Genomic DNA, 19878 nt, shown 5'->3' with positions numbered 1-19878 from the left:
CGGGATGCGGCGCCGTGCCCCACATGGTCCATTGGGCCCATGAACGCGGACCAGGACCTGCGATCGACGGTCGACGCACTGATGGACGGGCTGCGGGCCCGCGGCATCGCGGACGACAAGTCCAACATCGTCGTCCACCTGGGCATGCTGCGGGCGTACGGCGGACGCCCGCCCACCGGCATCAAGATCGTGATCGAGGGCCAGGAGGAGTACGGCAGCGCCTTCGACGACTACCCGCCCACCGACCCCGCACGGTTCGCCTGCGACGCCATGGTCATCGCCGACATGGGCAACATCCGCCCCGGCTCGCCCACCCTCACCACGGGCCTGCGCGGCGCGAGCGAGGTGATCGTAGAGGTGCGCACGCCGGCCGAGGCGCGGCACAGCGGGGAGTTCGGCGGCGCCGCGCCCGACGCCCTGCTCGTCCTGCTGCACGCCCCGAAGGAGGCGCAGGGCGCGCTGGTCGCCCATTTGGAGGCACTGCGGCCGTTCGGAATTCCGCTCACCGTCACCCCGGGCGACGCCGGCCCCGGGTTCGAGCCCGCGACCGGCGGCCCGGCCTACCGCGCCGCGCTCACCGCGCTGCGCGAGGGCTGGGGAGCGGAGCCCGCCTTCGCGGCGAGCGGCGGTTCGATCCCGCTGGTCAACGGCCTCGCCAAGGCGGCTCCCGGCGCGGAGGTGCTGCTCTTCGGCGCACAGGACAGCATGTGCGCCCTGCACGCCCCGAACGAACGCGTCCTCCTCTCCGAGCTGCGCGGCGCGGTGATCGCGGAGGCGGCGTTCCTGCGGGAGTACGCGGCGGCGTTCGGGGGTGAGTCATGACGACGGGTCCGCCTGCTGGACAGCCGCCCCAAGTGCCGCCCCCGGAGCCGCCGTTCGAGGAGCCGACGCCGCACAAGACCGGCGGATTCCGCTTCCCGAGCGCGCTGACGATCCTCGCGATCGTCACGGTGGCCGTGTGGATCCTGGCGTTCGTCATCCCGTCCGGCTCGTACGACCGCAACGCCGACGGGGCGCCCGTCGAGGGTACGTACCACCGGGTCGACAACGGCCAGAGCTTCGTGGACCGCCTGAACGACCTGTTCCTCTCGCCGGTCAACGGCCTGTACGGCATCCAGGACGCCAAGTCCGGCCGGGTCGGCCCCACGATGGCCGGCGAACTGTACGGCAGCGCCGGGGTGTTCCTCTTCGTCCTCGCCATCGGCGCGTTCATCACGGTGGTCTTCGCGACCGGCGCCCTCGACCGCGGCATCGGCCTCCTCGCCCACCGACTCCGCGAGCGCGGCGCGCTGCTCATCGCGGGCGTGATGACGGTCTTCTCCGTCCTCGGCACGGTCGAGGGGTTCGCGGAGGAGACCCTCGGCTTCTACGGCCTGATCGTGCCGCTCATGCTGGCGCTCGGCTACGACCGCCTGGTCGCGACCGGCACGATCATCGTGGGCGCGGGCATCGGCGTGCTGTGCTCGACGGTCAACCCCTTCGCGACGGGCGTCGCCTCCTCGGCCGCCGGAATCTCCCTGGGCGACGGCATCGTCCTGCGCTTCGTGATGTGGGTGGTCCTGACGGCGGTGTCGATCCTGTACGTGGTCCGCTACGGGCGGCGCGTCCAGCGGGACCCGTCGAAGTCCCTGACGGGCTTCCTGCCGGGGGACCTGGAGCACCGGGAGGCGCAGGTGCGTCCGGCGGACGGGGCGGCCGAGGCGTCTCCCGGGGCCGAGCCCCCGGAACTGACCAGGACCCACAAACTGGTCCTGACCCTCCTCGCCCTCGTCTTCGCCTTCATGATCTTCTCGGTGGTGCCGTGGTCCAGCGCCCTGACGGGCAAGGCCGACGCCACCCCGTACGGCTGGGAACTGGGCTGGTCCTTCCCGCAGTTGGCGGCCTTGTTCCTGGTGGCGGCGGTCCTGGTGGGCGTCGCGGCACGCCTCGGCGAGGCCGAACTGAGCTCGACGATCATCCAGGGCGCCGCGGACTTCATCTCTCCGGCGCTGGTCATCGTCCTGGCCCGGGGCGTCACGGTCATCATGAACAACTCGCAGATCACCGACACGGTGCTGCACTCGATCGAGGGCGTCGTGAAGGGCGCCCCGTCCGCCCTGTTCGCCGTGATCGTCTTCATCGTCAACCTCCCCCTGGCCTTCCTGATCCCGTCGACCTCGGGCCACGCCACCCTCGCGATGCCGATCCTGGCCCCGCTGGCGGACTTCGCGGGAGTCTCCCGCGCGGTGGTGGTGACGGCCTGGCAGGCGGCGAGCGGCTGGATGAACCTGTGGGTCCCCACGACCGCCGTCACCATCGGCGGCGTGGCCCTGGCGAAGGTCGGCTACAACAAGTACCTCCGCTTCGTGGCCCCGCTCCTCGCCATCCTGTTCGTCCTGATCTGCGCGTTCGTGGCGGCGGGGGCGGCGTTCACCTGACACGGCTCCGCCCCCGGTGCTGTGCGGTACCGGGGGCGGAGACGGGGGACAACTGCCGGGGCTAGCCCACCAGTTGGTCGTATGCCGGGAGGGTCAGGAAGTCGGCGTAGTCGGCGTCCAGGGAGACCTTCAGGAGGAGGTCGTGGGCCTGCTGCCACTTGCCGGCCGCGAAGGCCTCCTCGCCGATCTCCGCGCGGATCGCGGCGAGTTCCTCGGCCGCGACCTTGCGGGCGAGCTCGGCCGTGGCCTTCTCGCCGTTCTCGAACACGACACCCGCGTTGATCCACTGCCAGATCTGCGAGCGCGAGATCTCGGCGGTGGCCGCGTCCTCCATGAGGTTGAAGATGGCGACCGCGCCGAGGCCGCGCAGCCACGCCTCGATGTAGCGGGTGCCGACCTGGACGGCGGAGACCAGGCCCCCGTACGTGGGCCTGGCGTCGAGGGAGTCGATGGCGATCAGGTCGCCGGGGGCCACCGAGACGTCCTCGCGCAGGCGGTCCTTCTGGTTCGGCTTGTCGCCGAGGACCGCGTCGAAGGACGCCATCGCGATCGGGACCAGGTCGGGGTGGGCCACCCACGAGCCGTCGAAGCCGTCGCCCGCCTCGCGGTCCTTGTCGGCCTTGACCTTCTCGAAGGCGACCTTGTTCACCTCGGCGTCGCGGCGCGAGGGGATGAACGCGGCCATGCCGCCGATCGCGTGGGCGCCGCGCTTGTGGCAGGTGCGCACCAGAAGCTCGGTGTACGCCCGCATGAACGGGGCCGTCATGGTCACCGCGTTGCGGTCCGGGAGGACGAACTTCGCGCCGCCGTCCCGGAAGTTCTTCACGATGGAGAAGAGGTAGTCCCAGCGGCCCGCGTTGAGCCCCGCCGCGTGGTCCTTGAGCTCGAAGAGGATCTCTTCCATCTCGTACGCCGCGGTGATCGTCTCGATCAGGACGGTGGCGCGGACGGTGCCCTGCGGGATGCCCACGTAGTCCTGCGCGAAGACGAAGATGTCGTTCCAGAGGCGGGCCTCCAGGTACGACTCCGTCTTCGGGAGGTAGAAGTACGGGCCCCTGCCGAGGTCGATCAGGCGCTGCGCGTTGTGGAAGAAGTACAGGCCGAAGTCGACGAGCGCGCCGGGCACCGGGCGGCCGTCGAACTGGAGGTGGCGCTCCTCCAGGTGCCAGCCGCGCGGGCGCATGACCACGGTCGCGAGCTGGTCGGCGTCCTTCAGGGCGTACGACTTGCCGGACCTGGCGTCGGTGAAGTCGATGCGGCGCTCGTACGCGTCGATCAGGTTGAGCTGGCCGAGGACGACGTTCTCCCAGGTGGGGGCCGAGGCGTCCTCGAAGTCGGCGAGCCAGACCTTCGCGCCCGAGTTCAGGGCGTTGATGGTCATCTTGCGGTCGGTCGGGCCGGTGATCTCCACGCGGCGGTCGTTCAGCGCGGCCGGGGCCGGCGCGACCTTCCAGTCGGCGGCGCGGATTTCCGCGGTCTCGGGGCGGAAGTCCAGCGTGGAGGTGCGGGCGATCTCGGCGCGGCGGTCCTGGCGGCGGGTGAGGAGCTCGTCACGGCGCGCCGTGAAGTTGCGGTGCAGCTCCGCCACGAAGGCGAGGGCCGCGTCGGTGAGTACCTCGTCCTGCCGGGGCAGGGGCTCGGCATCGACGATGGCCAGCGGAGACGGCGCTGGTGCGGACATGAGCTGTCACTCCTTCGCGGGCGGTGCCCTGACGGCCGCCGGGTCGCCATGGATGGCACTCAGTGCCAGGGCTCCGAGATACGACTGCGGGCGCCGGTTGATCTGACGGGCGCTTCTGAACAGTGGATACTAGTTTCCTCATGGTGGAAGTTCAATGGTTTGTTGATGTCGAGATTCTCCGGGTCGACAGACCATGGCGCTGGGTGCCATCCCGTTCACTCCATGTTTTCGGAGGTCTCGGGGGTGTCCGCGATCCCGACTGTCTCGGCTGTCTTCCTGTGTACTCCAGGTCTACTGGAGGCGGCCGAGGTCCGCCTCCGTGTCGATGTCGTACGGCTCCGCCACGTCCCCGCACTCGACGAGCTCGATCTCCGCCTCGTGGGCCTTCAGGTAGGCGCGGGCGCCCCGGTCGCCCATGGCGCTCGCCGCGATGTCCGCCCAGCGGTCCGCGCCGAACAGCACCGGATGGCCGCGCTTCCCGTCGTACGAAGCCGCCGCCAGGGAATCGCCCGAACGGTGGGCGGCGAGCACCCGGGCCACCGCCTCGGCGCCGATGCCGGGCTGGTCGACGAGCGAGACCAGGGCGGCCCGCGCCGCGTCGTCCGATTTGGCCAGTGCCTCAAGCCCGGCCCGGAGCGAGGAGCCCATGCCCTCCGCCCAGTCCGGGTTGTCGATCAGGACGCAGCCCGCCAGGTCCGCGCGGGCCCTCACCTCCTGGGCCGCGGCGCCGAGCACCACGTACACGGTGCGGCAGCCGCCCTCGCGCAGGACCCGGACCGCGTTCTCGACGAGCGGGCGGCCGCGGTGCGGGAGCAGGGCCTTGGGGCGGCCGCCGAGCCGCCGGCCGCCGCCCGCCGCGAGCAGCAGCCCCGTGACCGGTGCCGCATTTGTCATTGGTTGCGTCATGCCCCCACATATACCTAATGCTTCTGTCGAATTCCGTCCGCGCAGTGGCGCACGACACGCCGGATGGCGTTAACTTGCCCGCGAATCCCGGCAGTTGACCTTCGCTGCACGGGTTTTTTGCACCTGCACAAGGACGTGCGTGGGGGAGGACTTTTGTTGCGAGGCGTGGAGCAGAGGGCCGTGGCCGGCAGTGGTGAGGACCCCAGAGTGAGCGAGTTGCGGGCGGCCGTGTCCCGGCTGCGCCGGGAGCTGGCCGGTCATCCGGCGGAGTTTCCCGACCGGGCCGTGGCGGAGGACGAGCTGGCGGCCCTTGACGCGATGGCCATCAGTGGCGTCCCGGAGGTCCCGCGGCTGCGTCGCTCGCTGCTGCTGATAGCGGGCTCGATCGGCTCGGTCAGCGCGCTGGCGGGCGCGGTCACCGACGTGAGGAAAGCGGTCGAGTTGTTCGGCGGGCCGCCGGGCCGGTACTGATCGCCCGGAGGCTTTCCTGTGGCGGCTCGGTCTGAACTCCCCCAGATTCAGGCCGAGTTCACGCCACCCAGTGCGGCCGGTTCTGCTCGCCGGTGAAGGTGGGCAGGCCCGCGTCCAGGGTCGCGGCCAGGCGGCGCACCGCCTCGTCCGTCCGCTCCGGCTCGTGCACGAAGGGGATGCGGAGGCGGTGTTCGTGCGTGCCGGGGTCGGCGGCGAAGCGCGAACCCGGCTGGAGGTTCACGCCGTGGGCCAGGGCGGCCTGCGCGAGCGCCCCGGCGATCGGGCGGCCGAGGTCGACCCAGAGGCTGAGCCCTCCGACCGGCAACTGCCAGCGCCACTCCGGGAGATGGCGGGTCAACGACTCGGCCAGCGCGTCGCGCCGCTCGCGCAGCTGGGGCAGCCGGGTGAGCAGGACGTCGTCCATGCCCGGCAGCAGCGTCTTGGCGAGCACCTGGTCGACGAGTGAGGGCGCCAGGTCCACGTGGATGCGCAGCGCGGCCAGTTCGTTGACGAGCCGGGAGCCCGCCCGCACCCAGCCGATGCGCAGCCCGCCCCAATGGGTCTTGCTGAGCGAGCCGACCGTGACGATCTGCTCGGACTCGCCCTGGTGGGCGAGCGACGCGAACGGCGCCGGGGCCGGTCCCTCCAGGGACATCTCGGCCATCGTCTCGTCGATGAGCAGCCAGGTGCCCGTCGCCCGGGCCGCGCGCAGCAGCCGGGCCCGCTGCTCGGCGCTCATCAGGGCGCCGGTCGGGTTCTGGAAGTCCGGGATGAGGTAGGCGAGCCGGGGTGCGGTCTGGCGCAGGGTGCATTCGAGGAGCTCGATGTCCCAGCCGTCCTCGGTCACCGGCACGGGAGTGATCCGCAGCCCGGTGTGGCGCACCGCGTCGAGGGCGTTGGGGTAGGAGGGGCTCTCGACCAGAGCCCGGTCGCCGGGGCGGCCGAGGAGGTTCACGACCAGGGACACCGCGGACTGGGCGCCGGTGGTGATCAGGATCTGCTCGGGCAGGGTGGGCAGACCGCGCCGGGTGTAGCGCTCGGCGACGGCGGCGCGCAGCTCGGGCAGGCCGAGCGGGTGGTAGCCGTTGGTGGTGGCGTGGCAGGCCAATTCGGGCCCGGCCAGTTCGAAGGCGGCGGCCAGCTCGGCGGCCGGGGCGCTCGGCGCGGCCATCGCCAGGTCGATGACGCCGTCGGGGGCCTGGTACCGGGCCACATTGGCCGGGGCCGCGCCCTCGGGCAGCTCGGTCCAGGTGCCCGAACCGCGCCGGCTCAGCGCGTAGCCGCCCTCGCGCAGCAGGTCGTACGCGGCCGTGATGGTGGCCCGGCTGACCTCAAGGGCGGTGGCCAGCTCGCGCTCGGCGGGCAGCCGCGTGTGCAGCGGGATGCGGCCGTCGAGCAGCAGGGTGCGCACGCCCTGGGCGAGGGCGCGGTAGCCGGGGTGCGGGCCGGTGATGGCGGTGACCTGGGCGGCGAGCTGGCGGCTGCCGAGCGTGCGCGCGGTACTGCTGACGGTGTCCACGGACCGGACCACCCGCATGCCTGCCATACCAACCTCCGTGAATTGGCCCTGCCTTCCAGGCCAATCAGCGTACAGACTCGGGTCCTGTCAGCGCATTGGCCTGGAAGGCCGAGAAAGGTGAGTTGTCATGGAACGCGATGTGGCGGTCACGGACCGGTTCGAGCGGGAGATGCAGCGGCGTCGCGAGGAAGGCCCCAGAGGGATCTCGCTCGCCTGGGTCCGCGGTCTGCGGCTGCGCAAGGGGCACGCGAAGTGACCGGGGGGCACGTGGTCGTGGGCGTCAGCGGCTCGCTGGGCAGCCTCGCCGCGCTGCGGGCGGCGGTCGACGAGGCCCGTAACAGCGGCCGTGCTCTGGCGGCGGTGACCGCGTGGGAGCCGCCGGAGGGCGAGATCCTCTACGCGCGCAACCCGGACAGCGCCTGGGCCGCGTACCACGAAGACCTGGCGCGCGAAACGCTCGACCGGGCCGTCGAGGAGGCCCTGGGCGGGCTGCCCGAGGACGTGGCCGTGCGGAAGCTCGTCGTACGCGGCAAGGCGGGGCGGGTGCTGTGCGCGCTCGCGGACCGGCCCCAGGACCTGCTGGTCATCGGCGCGCGGCCGGGTGTGCGGCGGGCTCCGGTGCGCCGCTATGTCCAGCAGCACGCGCACAGCGCCGTCCTGACGGCCCCGGCCCCCTGCCTCCCCAGGCACACGGTGCGGGCCCTGCGGCATGCCCGGGCGGAGGACTTCGCCCTGCACGGGTGAACAGAGCCGGGGCCGGGCCGTACGGGGGACGGCCCGGCCCCCACCGGACCGTCCCCGTCCTGGTCAGCCGCCGCCGCGATCGTCGTCCGGGGCCAGGGTGGGCGGCCTCGACTGCGAGAGCAGGCCGAGCAGTTCGTCCGCCGGATAGGCGCGACCGGCCTCCGTGCCCGGCGGTGCGGGGGCCGCGGGGATCAGGGCGTCGGCCGCCTCCGAGTGCAGCCAGACCGCGATCAGGTGTACGGCCGGAATGTGCAGCAGCCGCACCTCGGCGTCGCCGGTGTGGCCGCTCGCGGCATCGAGAGCGGCCGCCGTACCGGCCACGAACGGGCCGTAATTCAGCTGGCTGAAGACGTGCTCGCCCGACGCGTCCCGTACCGTCTCGGCGAGCGCCACCGCGTCGCTGTCGTGCCGGACCAGATAGCGCCAGGCGACCGGCTCGGCATCCGCGAGCGGGCCCGCGGGCCCGACGGTGTACAGCTGCACCGGGTCCGCGAGGCGCAGCTCGTCCGGGGCGGCCGGCAGCAGGGTCTCGGTGCGGACCCGGCCGAGCCCCGCAAGCAGCCGAAGACCGGCCTCGGCCGCCTCGCGCGACTGCTCGGGGGGCTGTGGTGACTGGAGTGTCATGGGTGGTCCTAGCCCCTCGTGTAGTAGCTGTGGGTCCAGGTTCCGCTGCCCTGGTAGCTGGTGGCGAGGGTGGTGTACACCTGGTCGGACTTGCCGTAGATCGGGTCGTCCACGGCCACGATCGCCTGGTCCGCCGGGGCGTCCACGCCCATGGCAGTGAAGAAGTGCCCGCCGCCGGCCTTCCAGCCGACCCGGATGCACAGCGGCCGCCCCGCCTTGATCTCGCTCTCCACCTCGGCGAACTCGACCCGGTTGGCGACCATCCGGTCCAGGTGGCCGACGATGCGCAACGGGTTGTCCAGCGGCTGCTGGCTGTTGCACGCGGTGCCGGACGCGCCCGCCGGAGTGCAGCAATTGGTCTGCCCCGTCTGGGAGTTGGCGACCTGGCACTGCGTCCAGGTGCTGTTCGCGTTGTAGTAGAGCGCGATGCTGGTCGCGACCGCCGCCCAGCACCAGTTGGTCTGGGTCTGCGCCTGCATGTTGAACGCGAGGCGCTGGTAGTCCCAGAGCCGGTAGTCCGGCTTGGCGTCCAGGACCGTGATGTCGGTGACGATGTTCAGCGGCGCGCCCCAGTCGACGGTCACCACGAACGTCACGCCGTGATTGGGGTCGTACGGCGGCGAGTGCGGGCTGATGTTGCCGACCCGGACATTGGCGTCCCCCGTGAACCGGGGGCTGTGCTTGACGTCGTTCGGGTCCACCGAGTACTCGGACACGGTGACCCAGACCGTCGAGTCGTGGTCGATCTCGTTCCAGTTGAAGTTCAGCACGGTACGGCCCTTGAGGCCGTGCCAGTACTGGCGCACGGTGCGTGGCATCGGGCCCCCTCAGCCGTTCTGGTACTCGATGTCGACCGGCGGACCGTCCAGGACCGTGATGTCGGTGACGACGTGCAGGGGCGCGCCCCAGTCGACGTTGACGACGAAGCTGACACCGTGGTTGGGGTCGTAGGGCGGCGCGTGGGGGCTGATGTTCTCGACGGTGATGGTCGCGGCGCCGACGAAGCGCGGGCTGTGCCGGGGGTCGTTGCCGTCCACGTTGTACTCGGACGCGGTCACCACGACCGTCGAGTCGTGGTTGATGGCGGCCCAGTTGAAGTTGAGCCTGCACCGCCCTTGCAGGTTCCACCAGTACTGGCGGCAGGTCTGGGGCATGAGGGCCTCCATGCTGTCCGTGTCATGCCGGGGACATGCCAGCAGCATGGCGGAACCTGAGGCGCACGGACCCTGCCTTGCAGCCGGTGACCGCAAGGGACGGGAGCATTCAGCCCGGCTGGCGGATCAGACGGCGCGCGCTCGCGGCCGCGACCGCCGCCGTGCGCGAGTCCACTCCCAACTTGGCGTAGATATGGACGAGATGGGACTTGACGGTGGCCTGGCTGAGGAACAGCTGCTTGCTGATCTGCTGGTTGGAGAGCCCGTCGCCGACCAGCTGCAACACCTCCAGCTCGCGCCGGGTAAGCGCTTCGGCGGGCGTGCGCATCCGGTCCATCAGGCGGTGCGCCACGGCCGGGGCGAGCGCCGACTGGCCCGAGGCCGCCGTGCGCACCGCCGCTGCCAGCTCCTCGGGCGGGGCGTCCTTGAGCAGATAGCCCGCCGCGCCCGCCTCCACCGCCGCGAGGATGTCCGCGTCCGTGTCGTACGTCGTGAGCACGAGGACGCGCGGGGCGCCCGGCCGCGCCGCGATCTTCGCGGTCGCCTCGGCGCCGTGCATCCCGGCCCCGAACTGGAGGTCCATCAGGACCACGTCGTACGCGCCCGACGAGGCGAGCTCCACCGCGCGCTCGGCGGTGGCTGCCTCCCCGGTGACCGCGAAATCGGGCTCGGTGTCGAGGACCGCGCGCAGCCCGGCCCGCACGATGGGGTGGTCGTCGGCGAGCAGCAGCCGGATGGGCGCCGCGGTCACCGGGCACCCGCCACGGGCAGCGGCAGCGTGATCGCGACGGCCGTGCCCTGGCCCGGCGCCGACTCCACGCTGAGGGTGCCGCCGAGCGACTGGGCACGCGAGCGCATCGCCGGAAGCCCGAAGCCGCTGGTCTCCTCCTTCGGCCGCCGCTCCGCCAGGTCGAAGCCGCGCCCGTCGTCGACGACGTCCAGGGCCACCGAGGTGTCCATGAAACTGAGCGTGATCTCGGCCCGCCCTGCGCCCGCGTGCTGCACGGTGTTGGCGAGCGCCGACTGCGCGATGCGCAGCAGCGCCACCTCGTACGGCGTCGGCAGCTCGACCGGGGTGCCGCTCACGCCGAACTGCACGGCCGGGCCCGGCGCCGCCGCGCAGAGCCGCTCCAGGGCGCCGGACAGCGAGCCGTGCTCCAGGTCCGGCGGGGTCAGCGCCTTCACGAACCGGCGCGCCTCGGCCAGGTTGTCCTGGGCCGCGTGCCGGGCCTGCTCGACGTGTTCGCGGGCCGGATCTCCGGCGGGCAGCGCGCGCTCGGCCGCGCGAAGCAGCAGCTGGATCGAGGAGAGGCCCTGGGCCAGCGTGTCGTGGATCTCGCGGGCCAGGCGCTCGCGCTCGGCGAGCGTGCCGGCCGTGCGCTCGGCCTCGGCGAGCTCGGCCCGCGTCGCCACCAGCTCGTCGATCAGCTCGCGCCGCCGCTCGCTCTCGCGGTACAGCGCGTCGTACCCGAGCACCGTCGCGACGGCGACCGCCGCCCCGATCAGCGGCCCTATGAACGCGCCCGGCGTGACCGGCTGGCCGTGCAGCACGAAACTCGCGATGGCCGCGCCCGCCGTGGCCAGCACGGCGGGCAGCGCCCAGCGCAGCGGCAGCAGGTGGAGCAGCAGGAAGTAGAGCGGGAAGGCGGCCCACAGCGCCTCGGGGGAGAGGACGAGCAGCGCCAGCCAGGACGCGCCGAGCGCCCCGAGCCACACCGCGGCCGCCGAGGTGCGCGGCCGCACCGCGGGCAGGGCGACGCCCGCCGCGTACACGGCGGCCATCAGGACGACCGCCGCGATGACGGCCCCCGCGTGCGGCGCGCCGTCGCCGAGGGCCCGTACCGCGGCGAGCGCGAGCAGCCCGCCGAGCAGCGCGTGCAGACACAGGCGCAGCAGGGCGGCGACGGGGGTGTGGGGGCGTGCGGAATCCATAGGTCTTCCAGCGTACGGGTGAGGCGGGCGGCCCCGGTCAACCGAAAGTTTGATGTGCGGATGCATCCTTCGATACGGGGACACATGCCCGCGTGCGATGTGGCGGCGGGCTCCGCCCGGAAGGCTTGGCCCCATGTTCGTCGCATGGAGAGACCTCCGGTTCGCCAAGGGCCGGTTCGCGCTGATGGGTACGGTCGTGGTGCTCATCACCCTGCTGGTGGGGCTGCTGTCCGGGCTCACCGCCGGCCTTGCCAGGGACAACACCTCGGCCGTCAGCGCCCTGCCCGCCGACCGGCTGGCCTTCGCCGCGCCGCCGTCCGGCCAGTCGGTGTCCTTCACCAACTCCGTTGTGCCGAGCGGCAGTTGGCGCAAATGGCAGCAGGCTCCGGGGGTGAAGGAGGCCCAGCCGATCGGCGTGTCCACGCTGAACGCGAAGGCGGGCGAGCGCACGGCCGCGGTGTCCTCCTTCGCGGTCCCGCCCGGCTCGGACCTGGCGCCGGCCGCGGTACGCGCCGGATCCGTCGTCCTCTCGCACGGCGCGGCGAAGGACCTGGCCGCGAAGGCGGGCGACACGGTGACGCTGGGCGGCAAGCGGCTGACCGTGTCGGCGGTGGCGGGCGAGGACTCCTACAGCCACACCCCCGTCGCCTGGACGGCGCTCGCCGACGACGCGCCCGCGACCGTCGTCGCGCTCACCCTCGACGGCGGCGCGGACCTCGCGGCCACCGACAAGGAGCTCGGAACCAAGAGCCTGACGCTGTCCGAGGCGCTCTCGGCGCTGCCCTCGTACAAGGCCGAGAACGGCTCGCTCCAGCTGATGCGCGGCTTCCTCTTCGTCATCTCGGCGCTGGTCGTCGGCGCGTTCTTCACGGTGTGGACGATCCAGCGCAGCGGCGACATCGCCGTACTGAAGGCGCTCGGGGCCTCGACGCCCTACCTCCTCAAGGACGCGCTCGGCCAGGCGGTCGTGATGTTGACGGTCGGCACGCTCGTCGGCACCGGGCTCGCCTCGCTCGCCGGGGGGCTCGTGGGCGGCGCGGTGCCGTTCGTGCTCGACCTCACCACGACGCTCGGTCCTGCCGCCGTCCTGATCGTCCTCGGCGTGATCGGCGCCGCCCTGTCCATCCGGCGCATCACCGCCGTCGACCCGCTGACCGCGCTCGGGAGTGCCCGATGACTTCCTCGACCCTGCTCCTCGACGACATCACGCTGACCTACCCCGACGGCGAAGGCCGCCTCACCGCCCTCGACGCGGTGTCCCTCTCGGTCGACGCGGGCACGGTGACGGCCTGCGTCGGCCCGTCCGGATCCGGCAAGTCCAGCCTGCTCGCGGTCGCCGCGACCCTGGTCACCCCGGACAGCGGACGCGTCGTCGTGGCCGGGACCGACACCGGCGGGCTCGGCCCCGCCGAGAAGGCGGCGCTGCGCCGCGACTCCATCGGCATCGTCTTCCAGCAGCCCAACCTGCTGCCCTCGCTCACGGCCGCCGAGCAGCTCCAGGTGATGGCCCACCTCGCGGGCCGCCGGCCGCGCGAGGTGCGGGCCCGCGCCCTGGAGCTCCTGGCCGCCGTCGGCCTCGCCGACCAGGCCCACCGCCGCCCGCACCAGCTCTCCGGAGGGCAGCGCCAGCGCGTCAACATCGCCCGGGCCCTCATGAACGAGCCCGCGGTCCTCCTGGTCGACGAGCCCACCAGCGCCCTCGACCACGAGCGGGGCGCCGCGATACTCGACCTCCTGCTCACCCTCACCCGCGACCGCGGCACGGCCACCGTCCTGGTCACCCACGACCGCGCCCACCTGGAGCGGATGGACGCCGTGGTGACGATGGCCGACGGGCGCCTGAGCGCGGCGCGCGCGGTGGCGGGCTGACAAGCACGGGATCCACGGCGGCACAACCTTGGCCGGCGCATGGGGCGCTCCATACCGCCCGTGCGCCGGAGGTTCACCTCCCCGGCCACGGCGGTACACAGGGCGCCACTACTCATGAGCGCGCACCCCCCAAACCCCGGTTCCACCAACGTCAGGGGACACTTGTGAACCGCCCGCTCCTCCGGCTGGCCGCCACGTTCGGCGCGGCCGGCGCGCTCGCCGGAACTGCCGTGCTGCACGCCGACGCCACTCCGGCGCGCCAGCACCGAGCCGCCGTCCAGCACGTCCTGCTCGTCTCCGTGGACGGACTGCACCAGGCCGACCTCGACCGGTACACCGCCGAGCACCCGCAGTCCGCGCTGGCCCGCCTCGCGCACGGCGGAGTGCAGTACACGCACGCGAGCACCACCACGCCCTCCGACTCGTTCCCCGGCATGACCGCACAGGTCACCGGCGGCGGCCCCGGTACCACCGGGGTCTACTACGACGACTCCTACGACCGCACCCTGCTCCCGGCCGGCACCACCGACTGCGAGAACGCCAAGCCGGGCGCCGAGGTCGACCTCACCGAGGACCTCGACAAGGACAAGTCGGCCCTCGACGCCGGCCAGGGCCTGACCGGGCTGCCCGGCAGCATCCTGCAGATGACCGGCCGCCCGCAGACCCTGCTCAACCCGGCCGCTCTGCCCGTCGACCCGAAGACCTGCAAGCCGGTCGCCCCGCACTCCTACCTGCGCGTCAACACCGTCTTCGACGTGGCCCGCCAGGCCGGGCTGCGCACCGCCTGGTCGGACAAGCACGCCGCGTACGACATCCTCGAAGGGCCCTCGGGGAACGGCATCCAGGACCTGTTCACGCCCGAGATCAACTCCGACGCCATCGGCTACCCCAAGGGCACCGACTGGACCAACGACAACAAGGCCACCCAGCAGTACGACCACTACAAGGTCCAGGCGGTCCGCAACGAGATCGACGGCTACGACCACAGCCGTAGCCACCGCACCGGCACCCCGGCGGTCTTCGGCCTGAACTTCCAGTCCGTGTCGACCGCGCAGAAGTTGCCCGCCTCCGACGGCCTCAAGGGCGGGTATGCGGCCAAGGGCGTGCCCGGGCCGCTGGTCGAGAAGAGCATCGACTTCGTCGACTCCGAGCTCGGCTCGCTGGTCGCCGAGCTCAAGGCCCGCCACCTCGACACGAGCACGACGATCGTCCTGTCCGCCAAGCACGGCCAGTCGCCCACCGACCCGGCCGCGCTGACCCGTATCGACGACGCGCCGCTGCTGGCCGGACTCAATGCGGCGTGGAAGAGGGCCCACCCGGGCGCCAGCGACCTCGTCGCGCACTCCGCGGACGACGACGGCGTGATGCTGTGGCTCACCGACCGCTCAGCGGCCGCCGCCGACTTCGCCAAGGCGTACCTGCTGGCCCAGCACGGCACCGGCACCGACATCGACGCCAAGCCGAAGGCCTTCACCGCCAGTGGTCTGACCAAGGCGTACGCGGGCAAGGAAGCGGCCCGCTACTTCGGTGTGCCGGCCGACGACGCCCGGGTCCCGGACGTCTTCGGCATCGCCCGGAACGGCGTCGTCTACACCGGCGGCACCAAGAAGATCGCCGAGCACGGCGGCGCGAACGCCGACGACCTCGACGTTCCGCTGATCGTCTCCGGCGCGGGCACCCCGGCCGGGGTGCGTGAGACAAGCCGCGTCCACACGACGCAGATCGCGCCCACCATCCTGGCCCTGCTCGGCCTGGACCCGCAGGACCTGGCGGCCGTGCGGCGCGAGCACACCCGCGTGCTGCCCGTGCGCTGAAACGCCGGTGGGCCCCCTGCCGCAGTCGACAGGGGGCCCACCGGGTGCGGCTCAGGCCTGCGCGCCCGTGTTCGCCAGCGCCGTCGAGAGCTCCTGGGCGATGCCCTGGAGGATCGGGACGATCCGGTCCGTGGCCGCCTCGGTGACCCGGCCGGCCGGGCCCGAGATCGAAATGGCCGCCGCGGTGGGTGAGTTGGGCACCGACACCGCGAGGCAGCGCACCCCTATTTCCTGCTCGTTGTCGTCCACCGCGTACCCGGCGCGTCGCACCTGCTCCAGGGCGTCGAGGAAGCCGTCCGCCGTGGTGATCGTCTTCTCCGTCGCGGCCGGCATGCCGGTGCGGGCGAGGAGCGCGCGGACCTCCTCCGGCGGGGTGTGCGCCAGCAGCGCCTTGCCCACGCCCGTGGAGTGCGGCAGGACGCGGCGGCCGACCTCGGTGAACATCCGCATCGAGTGCTTGGAGGGCACCTGCGCCACGTACACGATCTCGTCGCCGTCGAGCAGCGCCATGTTCGCGGTCTCGCCGGTCTCCTCGACCAGGCGGGTCAGATACGGCCGCGCCCACGTGCCGAGCAGCCGGGACGCCGACTCGCCGAGGCGGATCAGGCGGGGGCCGAGCGCGTAGCGCCGGTTGGCCTGCTGGCGTACGTAGCCGCAGGCCACGAGCGTGCGCATCAGCCGGTGGATGGTAGGAAGGGGAAGGCCGCTGCTCGCGGAGAGCTCGCTGAGGCCGACCTCGCCCCCGGCGTCGGCCATCCGCTCAAGGAGATCGAAGGCGCGCTCAAGAGACTGGACTCCTCCGCTGGCGGCGGGGGTCTTGGAGGCGTCGGTGGTGCTGGCGCTTGACGTCGGCACGGCGCGTTCCTTTCGGTACTGGCAGGCGAAGGAGCAGACTATCGGGCGGTTGTCCGGCCCACCCTGGACAGGTCGGGTGTCCCTGCCGGTCAGAGCGGGTTTGTCCGTTCGTTCGCGGCGCCCCGTGGCGATACCTACATTCTGCTTGGCGAAATTCTAATTCCATTCTGTGGAAACCTCCAAGACTCGCCCCCGTGTCGACCGTCACTCGTCGGCCACTCTTGACGGCTTCGTCGGCGGCGGCGCAAACTCCTTCAACAGATCGTTGAATTCCGGTGTACGGAAAAGATCCGGTGCACGGTTAAAGAATCCGCTGGGAAGTGAGGGCTCGGGTGTCCGACGTCAACCTGGTACTGCGCTCGACGCGCGTCATCACCCCCGAGGGGACGCGCCCGGCGACGGTCGCCGTCGCCGACGGGAAGATCGCGGACGTACTGCCGTACGAGGCCGAGGTCCCGGCCGGCGCGCGCCTGGAGGACTTCGGTGACGACGTGCTGCTGCCCGGCATCGTCGACACCCATGTGCACGTGAACGACCCCGGCCGCACTGAGTGGGAGGGCTTCTGGACGGCCACCCGCGCGGCCGCCGCCGGAGGCATCACCACCCTCGTCGACATGCCGCTCAACTCGCTGCCGCCGACCACCACGGTCGAGAACCTGCGGGTCAAGCGGGAGGTCGCCGCGAGCAAGGCGCACATCGACACCGGCTTCTGGGGCGGCGCGCTGCCCGACAACGTCAAGGACCTCAAGCCCTTGCACGAGGCCGGTGTCTTCGGCTTCAAGGCGTTCCTGTCGCCGTCCGGCGTCGAGGAGTTCCCCGAGCTGGACCAGAAGCAGCTGGAGCGCTCGCTCGCCGAGATCGCCGGGTTCGACGGCCTGATGATCATCCATGCCGAGGACCCGCACGAGCTGGACGCGGCCCCACACCTGACCGGCCCCAAGTACGCCGACTACCTGGCGACCCGGCCGCGCGTCTCGGAGAACACCGCGATCGAGGGCCTCATCAACGCGGCCAAGCGCGTCGGCGCCCGCGTCCACGTCCTGCACCTGTCGTCGTCGGACGCGCTGCCCCTGATCGCCGCGGCCAAGCGCGAGGGCGTCAGGCTCACCGTCGAGACCTGCCCGCACTACCTCACCCTGACGGCCGAGGAAGTCCCGGACGGGGCGAGCGAGTTCAAGTGCTGCCCGCCGATCCGCGAGGCCGCCAACCAGGACCTGCTGTGGGACGCGCTGGCCGACGGCACCATCGACTGCATCGTCACCGACCACTCGCCGTCCACCGCCGACCTCAAGACCGCCGACTTCGCCACCGCCTGGGGCGGCATCTCCGGTCTCCAGCTCAGCCTCCCCGCGATCTGGACCGAGGCCCGCAAGCGCGGTTACACGCTGGAGGACGTGGTCCGCTGGATGTCGACCTCGACCGCGAACCTGGTCGGGCTGACCCAGAAGGGCGCCATCGAGGCCGGCCGCGACGCCGACTTCGCGGTGCTCGCCCCCGACGAGACCTTCACCGTGGACCCGGCCGAACTCCAGCACCGCAACCGCGTCACCGCCTACGCCGGCAAGACGCTGCACGGTGTCGTCAAGTCGACCTGGCTGCGCGGCGAGCGCATCCAGCACGACGGCGTCATCGCCGAGCCCACCGGCCGCCTGCTCGAAAGGAACAACTGACACCGTGAGCACCCTTCCTTCCTTCACCGGTGACGCCAGCCCGTTCGGCGGCGGCGACCCGTACGCCGACTACCGCACCGCGGACTTCGGCTTCACCCAGTACGCCGACCTCGCCGACCGGCGCCTCGGCGCGGGCGTGATCGCGGCCAACGACGAGTTCTTCGCCGAGCGCGAGAACCTGCTCAAGCCCGAGGCCGCCGAGTTCGACCCCGAGCACTTCGGGCACAAGGGCAAGATCATGGACGGCTGGGAGACCCGGCGCCGGCGCGGCGTCTCGGCCGCGCAGCCGCACCCCACCGACGACGACCACGACTGGGCGCTCATCCGCCTCGGTGCCCCCGGCGTGATCCGGGGCATCGTCGTGGACACCGCCCACTTCCGCGGCAACTACCCGCAGGCCGTCTCCGTCGAGGCCGCCTCGGTGCCGGGCTCCCCGTCGCCCGAGGAACTGCTCGCCCCCGACGTGAAGTGGGTAACTCTCGTACCCCGTACGGCAGTTGGCGGCCACGCGGCCAACGGCTTCGCGGTGGACGTGGAGCAGCGCTTCACGCACCTGCGCCTCAACCAGCACCCCGACGGCGGCGTCGCCCGCCTGCGCGTCCACGGCGAGGTCGCCCCCGACCCGCGCTGGCTGGCCACCCTCGGCACCTTCGACCTCGCGGCCCTGGAGAACGGCGGCCAGGTCGAGGACGCCTCCGACCGCTTCTACTCGCCCGCCACCAACACCATCCAGCCCGGCCGCTCCCGCAAGATGGACGACGGCTGGGAGACCCGGCGCCGCCGCGACAAGGGCAACGACTGGATCCGCTACCAGCTGGCGGCGCAGTCGGAGATCCGCGCGATCGAGATCGACACGGCGTACCTGAAGGGCAACTCGGCGGGCTGGGCGGCGCTCTCGGTGCGCGACGGCGAGTCGGGCGAGTGGACCGAGGCGCTGCCCCGCACGCGCCTGCAGCCCGACACCAACCACCGCTTCGTCCTGGACGCCCCCGTCGTGGGCACCCACGTGCGGATCGACATCTTCCCCGACGGCGGCATCTCGCGCCTGCGCCTCTTCGGCTCACTGACGGCCGAGGGCTCGGCGCGCCTGACCGCCCGCCACCAGGAACTGGGCGGCTGAGCCTGCCCGTTCCCCCAAGAGCAGGGCGGCACGACACCCGCCCGCGGACGCGAGGCACCCCGACCCGACAGCACCGGGGTGCCTCGCGTTCTTGTACGCAGGCGCTCCGCGGGAACTGGAGTGCCTCATCCGCGGGCCGGTGGGGGCTGGTCGCGCAGTTCCCCGCTCCCCTTCGGGGCTGTGCCGCGCCGGACTTCCACGAGCCCGCTCAGGCCGCGTAGCCGCCGTCCACCGAGAGTTCCGCGCCCGTCACATACGCCGCCTCGTCGCCCGCGAGGTACGCCACCATCGAGGCGACCTCGTCGGCCGTCCCGTACCGCCCGAGCGAGGTCATCGCGGCCTGGTCCGCCGCCGTCGGCCCGTCCGCCGGGTTCATGTCGGTGTCGATGGGGCCCGGGTGGACGACCGTGGCGTTGATCCCCTGTCCGCCGAGCTCGCGCGCCAGCGCCTTGGTGAGGCCGACGAGGGCCGCCTTGCTCAGCGCGTAGAGCGTGCCGCCGGGCCCCGGTACCCGCTGGGCCATGCACGAGCCGATCGTGATGATCCGGCCGCCGCGCGGCAGGTGGGCCGCTGCGGCCTGGGAGGCGAGGAAGACGCCGCGTACGTTCACCGCGAGCACCCGGTCGACATCGGCCGGGCTCAGCAGGCCGAGCGGGGCGAGCACGCCCACCCCGGCGTTGTTGACCAGGATGTCGAGACCGCCGAAGGCCTCCGCGGCCCGCTCGACCGCGTGTGCCGCGGCCGCGGCCTCGCCGAGATCCGCGTGCAGCGCGAGCCCGCGCCGGCCCATCGCCTCGATCTTCGCGACGACCTCGCGGGCCGCCTCCTCGCCCTGCACGTAGGTGACGGCGACATCGGCACCCTGCGCGGCGAGCCGCAGCGCGGTGGCGGCCCCGATGCCCCGACTGCCGCCCGTGACCAGGGCCTTCTTGCCGTTGAGCGAGTTCATCGTGAGGTCCTTTTCTTAGGGTTTCGCAGATCCGTGTTTGGTTGCGGGTTCAAGCAAAGCCCTCGCGGGACCTCTACGCTGGCGGCCTTCGGACACCGAGTCCCCGGCGGCGGAGCCGGGCACCGCGTGTCGTACCTTGACCACCTGCAACAC

General features: G+C 72.2%; 20 protein-coding genes. 10 read left to right on the top strand and 10 right to left on the bottom strand.

Features of this window, described 5'->3' with window-relative positions:
• The first annotated feature begins 39 nt into the window (after window positions 1-39).
• A complete protein-coding gene (locus ADK54_RS13115; RefSeq protein ID WP_053725783.1) occupies window positions 40-822 on the top strand; it encodes a M20/M25/M40 family metallo-hydrolase in 783 nt (260 codons plus the stop codon).
• The gene (locus ADK54_RS13110) at window positions 819-2417 is read left to right on the top strand and encodes a YfcC family protein (RefSeq protein WP_078966347.1); all 1599 of its coding nucleotides are present in this window, start codon (window positions 819-821) and stop codon (window positions 2415-2417) included. The genes ADK54_RS13115 and ADK54_RS13110 overlap by 4 nt, the downstream gene beginning before the upstream one ends.
• Before the next feature lie 61 nt (window positions 2418-2478).
• Here ADK54_RS13110 and aceB read toward each other — a convergent pair whose 3' ends face one another.
• Both aceB and ADK54_RS13100 read right to left on the bottom strand, forming a co-directional pair.
• On the bottom strand, window positions 2479-4098 hold the full coding sequence (gene aceB / locus ADK54_RS13105; RefSeq protein ID WP_053725781.1) for a malate synthase A: 1620 nt from the start codon (window positions 4096-4098) through the stop codon (window positions 2479-2481).
• Window positions 4099-4389: 291 nt separating this feature from the next.
• The gene (locus ADK54_RS13100) at window positions 4390-4992 is read right to left on the bottom strand and encodes a nucleotidyltransferase family protein (protein WP_053725780.1); all 603 of its coding nucleotides are present in this window, start codon (window positions 4990-4992) and stop codon (window positions 4390-4392) included.
• Between the two features lie 165 nt (window positions 4993-5157).
• On the opposite strand from ADK54_RS13100, the gene ADK54_RS13095 reads away from it, so the two are divergent.
• Window positions 5158-5475, top strand: a complete 318-nt coding sequence (locus ADK54_RS13095; RefSeq protein WP_078966346.1) for a DUF5955 family protein — start codon at window positions 5158-5160, stop codon at window positions 5473-5475.
• 58 nt (window positions 5476-5533) lie between these two features.
• On the opposite strand, the gene ADK54_RS13090 is transcribed toward ADK54_RS13095, so the two are convergent.
• Entirely contained in the window at window positions 5534-7021 is a 1488-nt protein-coding gene (locus ADK54_RS13090) for a PLP-dependent aminotransferase family protein (RefSeq protein ID WP_053725778.1), read from the bottom strand.
• Between the two features lie 100 nt (window positions 7022-7121).
• Between ADK54_RS13090 and ADK54_RS48260 the strand changes: the two genes are divergently transcribed.
• Window positions 7122-7250: a hypothetical protein gene (locus tag ADK54_RS48260; protein WP_267887003.1), complete on the top strand. Its 129-nt coding sequence runs from the start codon at window positions 7122-7124 to the stop codon at window positions 7248-7250.
• Window positions 7247-7738, top strand: coding sequence for a universal stress protein (locus ADK54_RS45900; protein ID WP_053725777.1), 492 nt, complete (start codon window positions 7247-7249; stop codon window positions 7736-7738). The genes ADK54_RS48260 and ADK54_RS45900 overlap by 4 nt, the downstream gene beginning before the upstream one ends.
• Window positions 7739-7801: 63 nt before the next feature.
• Here the strand turns inward: ADK54_RS45900 and ADK54_RS13080 are convergent, their stop codons facing one another.
• From ADK54_RS13080 to ADK54_RS13060, 5 genes are all read right to left on the bottom strand, one after another.
• A complete protein-coding gene (locus ADK54_RS13080; RefSeq protein ID WP_053725776.1) occupies window positions 7802-8362 on the bottom strand; it encodes a hypothetical protein in 561 nt (186 codons plus the stop codon).
• A gap of 8 nt (window positions 8363-8370) precedes the next feature.
• The gene (locus tag ADK54_RS42645) at window positions 8371-9180 is read right to left on the bottom strand and encodes a papain-like cysteine protease family protein (protein ID WP_063801961.1); all 810 of its coding nucleotides are present in this window, start codon (window positions 9178-9180) and stop codon (window positions 8371-8373) included.
• Window positions 9181-9189: 9 nt separating this feature from the next.
• Window positions 9190-9516: a hypothetical protein gene (locus ADK54_RS13070; RefSeq protein ID WP_053725847.1), complete on the bottom strand. Its 327-nt coding sequence runs from the start codon at window positions 9514-9516 to the stop codon at window positions 9190-9192.
• A 109-nt stretch (window positions 9517-9625) separates the two neighbouring features.
• Window positions 9626-10267 carry a response regulator gene (locus ADK54_RS13065; RefSeq protein ID WP_053725775.1) on the bottom strand — a complete coding sequence of 214 codons (642 nt, stop codon included), beginning with the start codon at window positions 10265-10267 and terminating at the stop codon, window positions 9626-9628.
• Complete coding sequence (locus ADK54_RS13060) at window positions 10264-11448, bottom strand: sensor histidine kinase (RefSeq protein ID WP_053725774.1); 1185 nt, start codon at window positions 11446-11448, stop codon at window positions 10264-10266. The genes ADK54_RS13065 and ADK54_RS13060 overlap by 4 nt, the downstream gene beginning before the upstream one ends.
• A gap of 133 nt (window positions 11449-11581) precedes the next feature.
• Here ADK54_RS13060 and ADK54_RS13055 point away from each other — a divergent pair, with 133 nt between their 5' ends.
• From ADK54_RS13055 to ADK54_RS13045, 3 genes are all read left to right on the top strand, one after another.
• Window positions 11582-12625: an ABC transporter permease gene (locus ADK54_RS13055; RefSeq protein ID WP_053725773.1), complete on the top strand. Its 1044-nt coding sequence runs from the start codon at window positions 11582-11584 to the stop codon at window positions 12623-12625.
• The gene (locus ADK54_RS13050) at window positions 12622-13317 is read left to right on the top strand and encodes an ABC transporter ATP-binding protein (protein ID WP_053725772.1); all 696 of its coding nucleotides are present in this window, start codon (window positions 12622-12624) and stop codon (window positions 13315-13317) included. The genes ADK54_RS13055 and ADK54_RS13050 overlap by 4 nt, the downstream gene beginning before the upstream one ends.
• A gap of 164 nt (window positions 13318-13481) precedes the next feature.
• The gene (locus tag ADK54_RS13045) at window positions 13482-15131 is read left to right on the top strand and encodes an alkaline phosphatase family protein (RefSeq protein WP_053725771.1); all 1650 of its coding nucleotides are present in this window, start codon (window positions 13482-13484) and stop codon (window positions 15129-15131) included.
• 51 nt (window positions 15132-15182) lie between these two features.
• On the opposite strand, the gene ADK54_RS13040 is transcribed toward ADK54_RS13045, so the two are convergent.
• The gene (locus ADK54_RS13040; RefSeq protein ID WP_053725770.1) at window positions 15183-15986 is read right to left on the bottom strand and encodes an IclR family transcriptional regulator; all 804 of its coding nucleotides are present in this window, start codon (window positions 15984-15986) and stop codon (window positions 15183-15185) included.
• Window positions 15987-16318: 332 nt separating this feature from the next.
• On the opposite strand from ADK54_RS13040, the gene allB reads away from it, so the two are divergent.
• Window positions 16319-17656 (top strand): allantoinase AllB, encoded by a 1338-nt coding sequence (gene allB / locus ADK54_RS13035; RefSeq protein ID WP_053725769.1) that lies wholly within the window; start codon window positions 16319-16321, stop codon window positions 17654-17656.
• 4 nt (window positions 17657-17660) lie between these two features.
• Window positions 17661-18776 (top strand): allantoicase, encoded by a 1116-nt coding sequence (gene alc, locus ADK54_RS13030; RefSeq protein WP_053725768.1) that lies wholly within the window; start codon window positions 17661-17663, stop codon window positions 18774-18776.
• 208 nt (window positions 18777-18984) lie between these two features.
• Here alc and ADK54_RS13025 read toward each other — a convergent pair whose 3' ends face one another.
• On the bottom strand, window positions 18985-19725 hold the full coding sequence (locus ADK54_RS13025; protein ID WP_053725767.1) for an SDR family oxidoreductase: 741 nt from the start codon (window positions 19723-19725) through the stop codon (window positions 18985-18987).
• Window positions 19726-19878 lie beyond the last annotated feature (153 nt).

This window comes from Streptomyces sp. WM6378 (genome assembly GCF_001279695.1).
GTDB lineage: Bacteria > Actinomycetota > Actinomycetes > Streptomycetales > Streptomycetaceae > Streptomyces.
This window is presented reverse-complemented; position numbering and strand designations above follow the sequence as displayed.

What these genes read in the sequence shown, in the direction of transcription:
- ADK54_RS13115 (WP_053725783.1), top strand. Translation starts at nt 40, where the DNA reads ATGAACGCGGACCAGGACCTGCGATCGACGGTCGACGCACTGATGGAC.
- ADK54_RS13110 (WP_078966347.1), top strand. Translation starts at nt 819, where the DNA reads ATGACGACGGGTCCGCCTGCTGGACAGCCGCCCCAAGTGCCGCCCCCG.
- aceB (WP_053725781.1), bottom strand. Translation starts at nt 4,098, where the DNA reads ATGTCCGCACCAGCGCCGTCTCCGCTGGCCATCGTCGATGCCGAGCCC.
- ADK54_RS13100 (WP_053725780.1), bottom strand. Translation starts at nt 4,992, where the DNA reads ATGACAAATGCGGCACCGGTCACGGGGCTGCTGCTCGCGGCGGGCGGC.
- ADK54_RS13090 (WP_053725778.1), bottom strand. Translation starts at nt 7,021, where the DNA reads ATGGCAGGCATGCGGGTGGTCCGGTCCGTGGACACCGTCAGCAGTACC.
- ADK54_RS48260 (WP_267887003.1), top strand. Translation starts at nt 7,122, where the DNA reads ATGGAACGCGATGTGGCGGTCACGGACCGGTTCGAGCGGGAGATGCAG.
- ADK54_RS13080 (WP_053725776.1), bottom strand. Translation starts at nt 8,362, where the DNA reads ATGACACTCCAGTCACCACAGCCCCCCGAGCAGTCGCGCGAGGCGGCC.
- ADK54_RS42645 (WP_063801961.1), bottom strand. Translation starts at nt 9,180, where the DNA reads ATGCCACGCACCGTGCGCCAGTACTGGCACGGCCTCAAGGGCCGTACC.
- ADK54_RS13070 (WP_053725847.1), bottom strand. Translation starts at nt 9,516, where the DNA reads ATGCCCCAGACCTGCCGCCAGTACTGGTGGAACCTGCAAGGGCGGTGC.
- ADK54_RS13060 (WP_053725774.1), bottom strand. Translation starts at nt 11,448, where the DNA reads ATGGATTCCGCACGCCCCCACACCCCCGTCGCCGCCCTGCTGCGCCTG.
- ADK54_RS13055 (WP_053725773.1), top strand. Translation starts at nt 11,582, where the DNA reads ATGTTCGTCGCATGGAGAGACCTCCGGTTCGCCAAGGGCCGGTTCGCG.
- ADK54_RS13050 (WP_053725772.1), top strand. Translation starts at nt 12,622, where the DNA reads ATGACTTCCTCGACCCTGCTCCTCGACGACATCACGCTGACCTACCCC.
- ADK54_RS13025 (WP_053725767.1), bottom strand. Translation starts at nt 19,725, where the DNA reads ATGAACTCGCTCAACGGCAAGAAGGCCCTGGTCACGGGCGGCAGTCGG.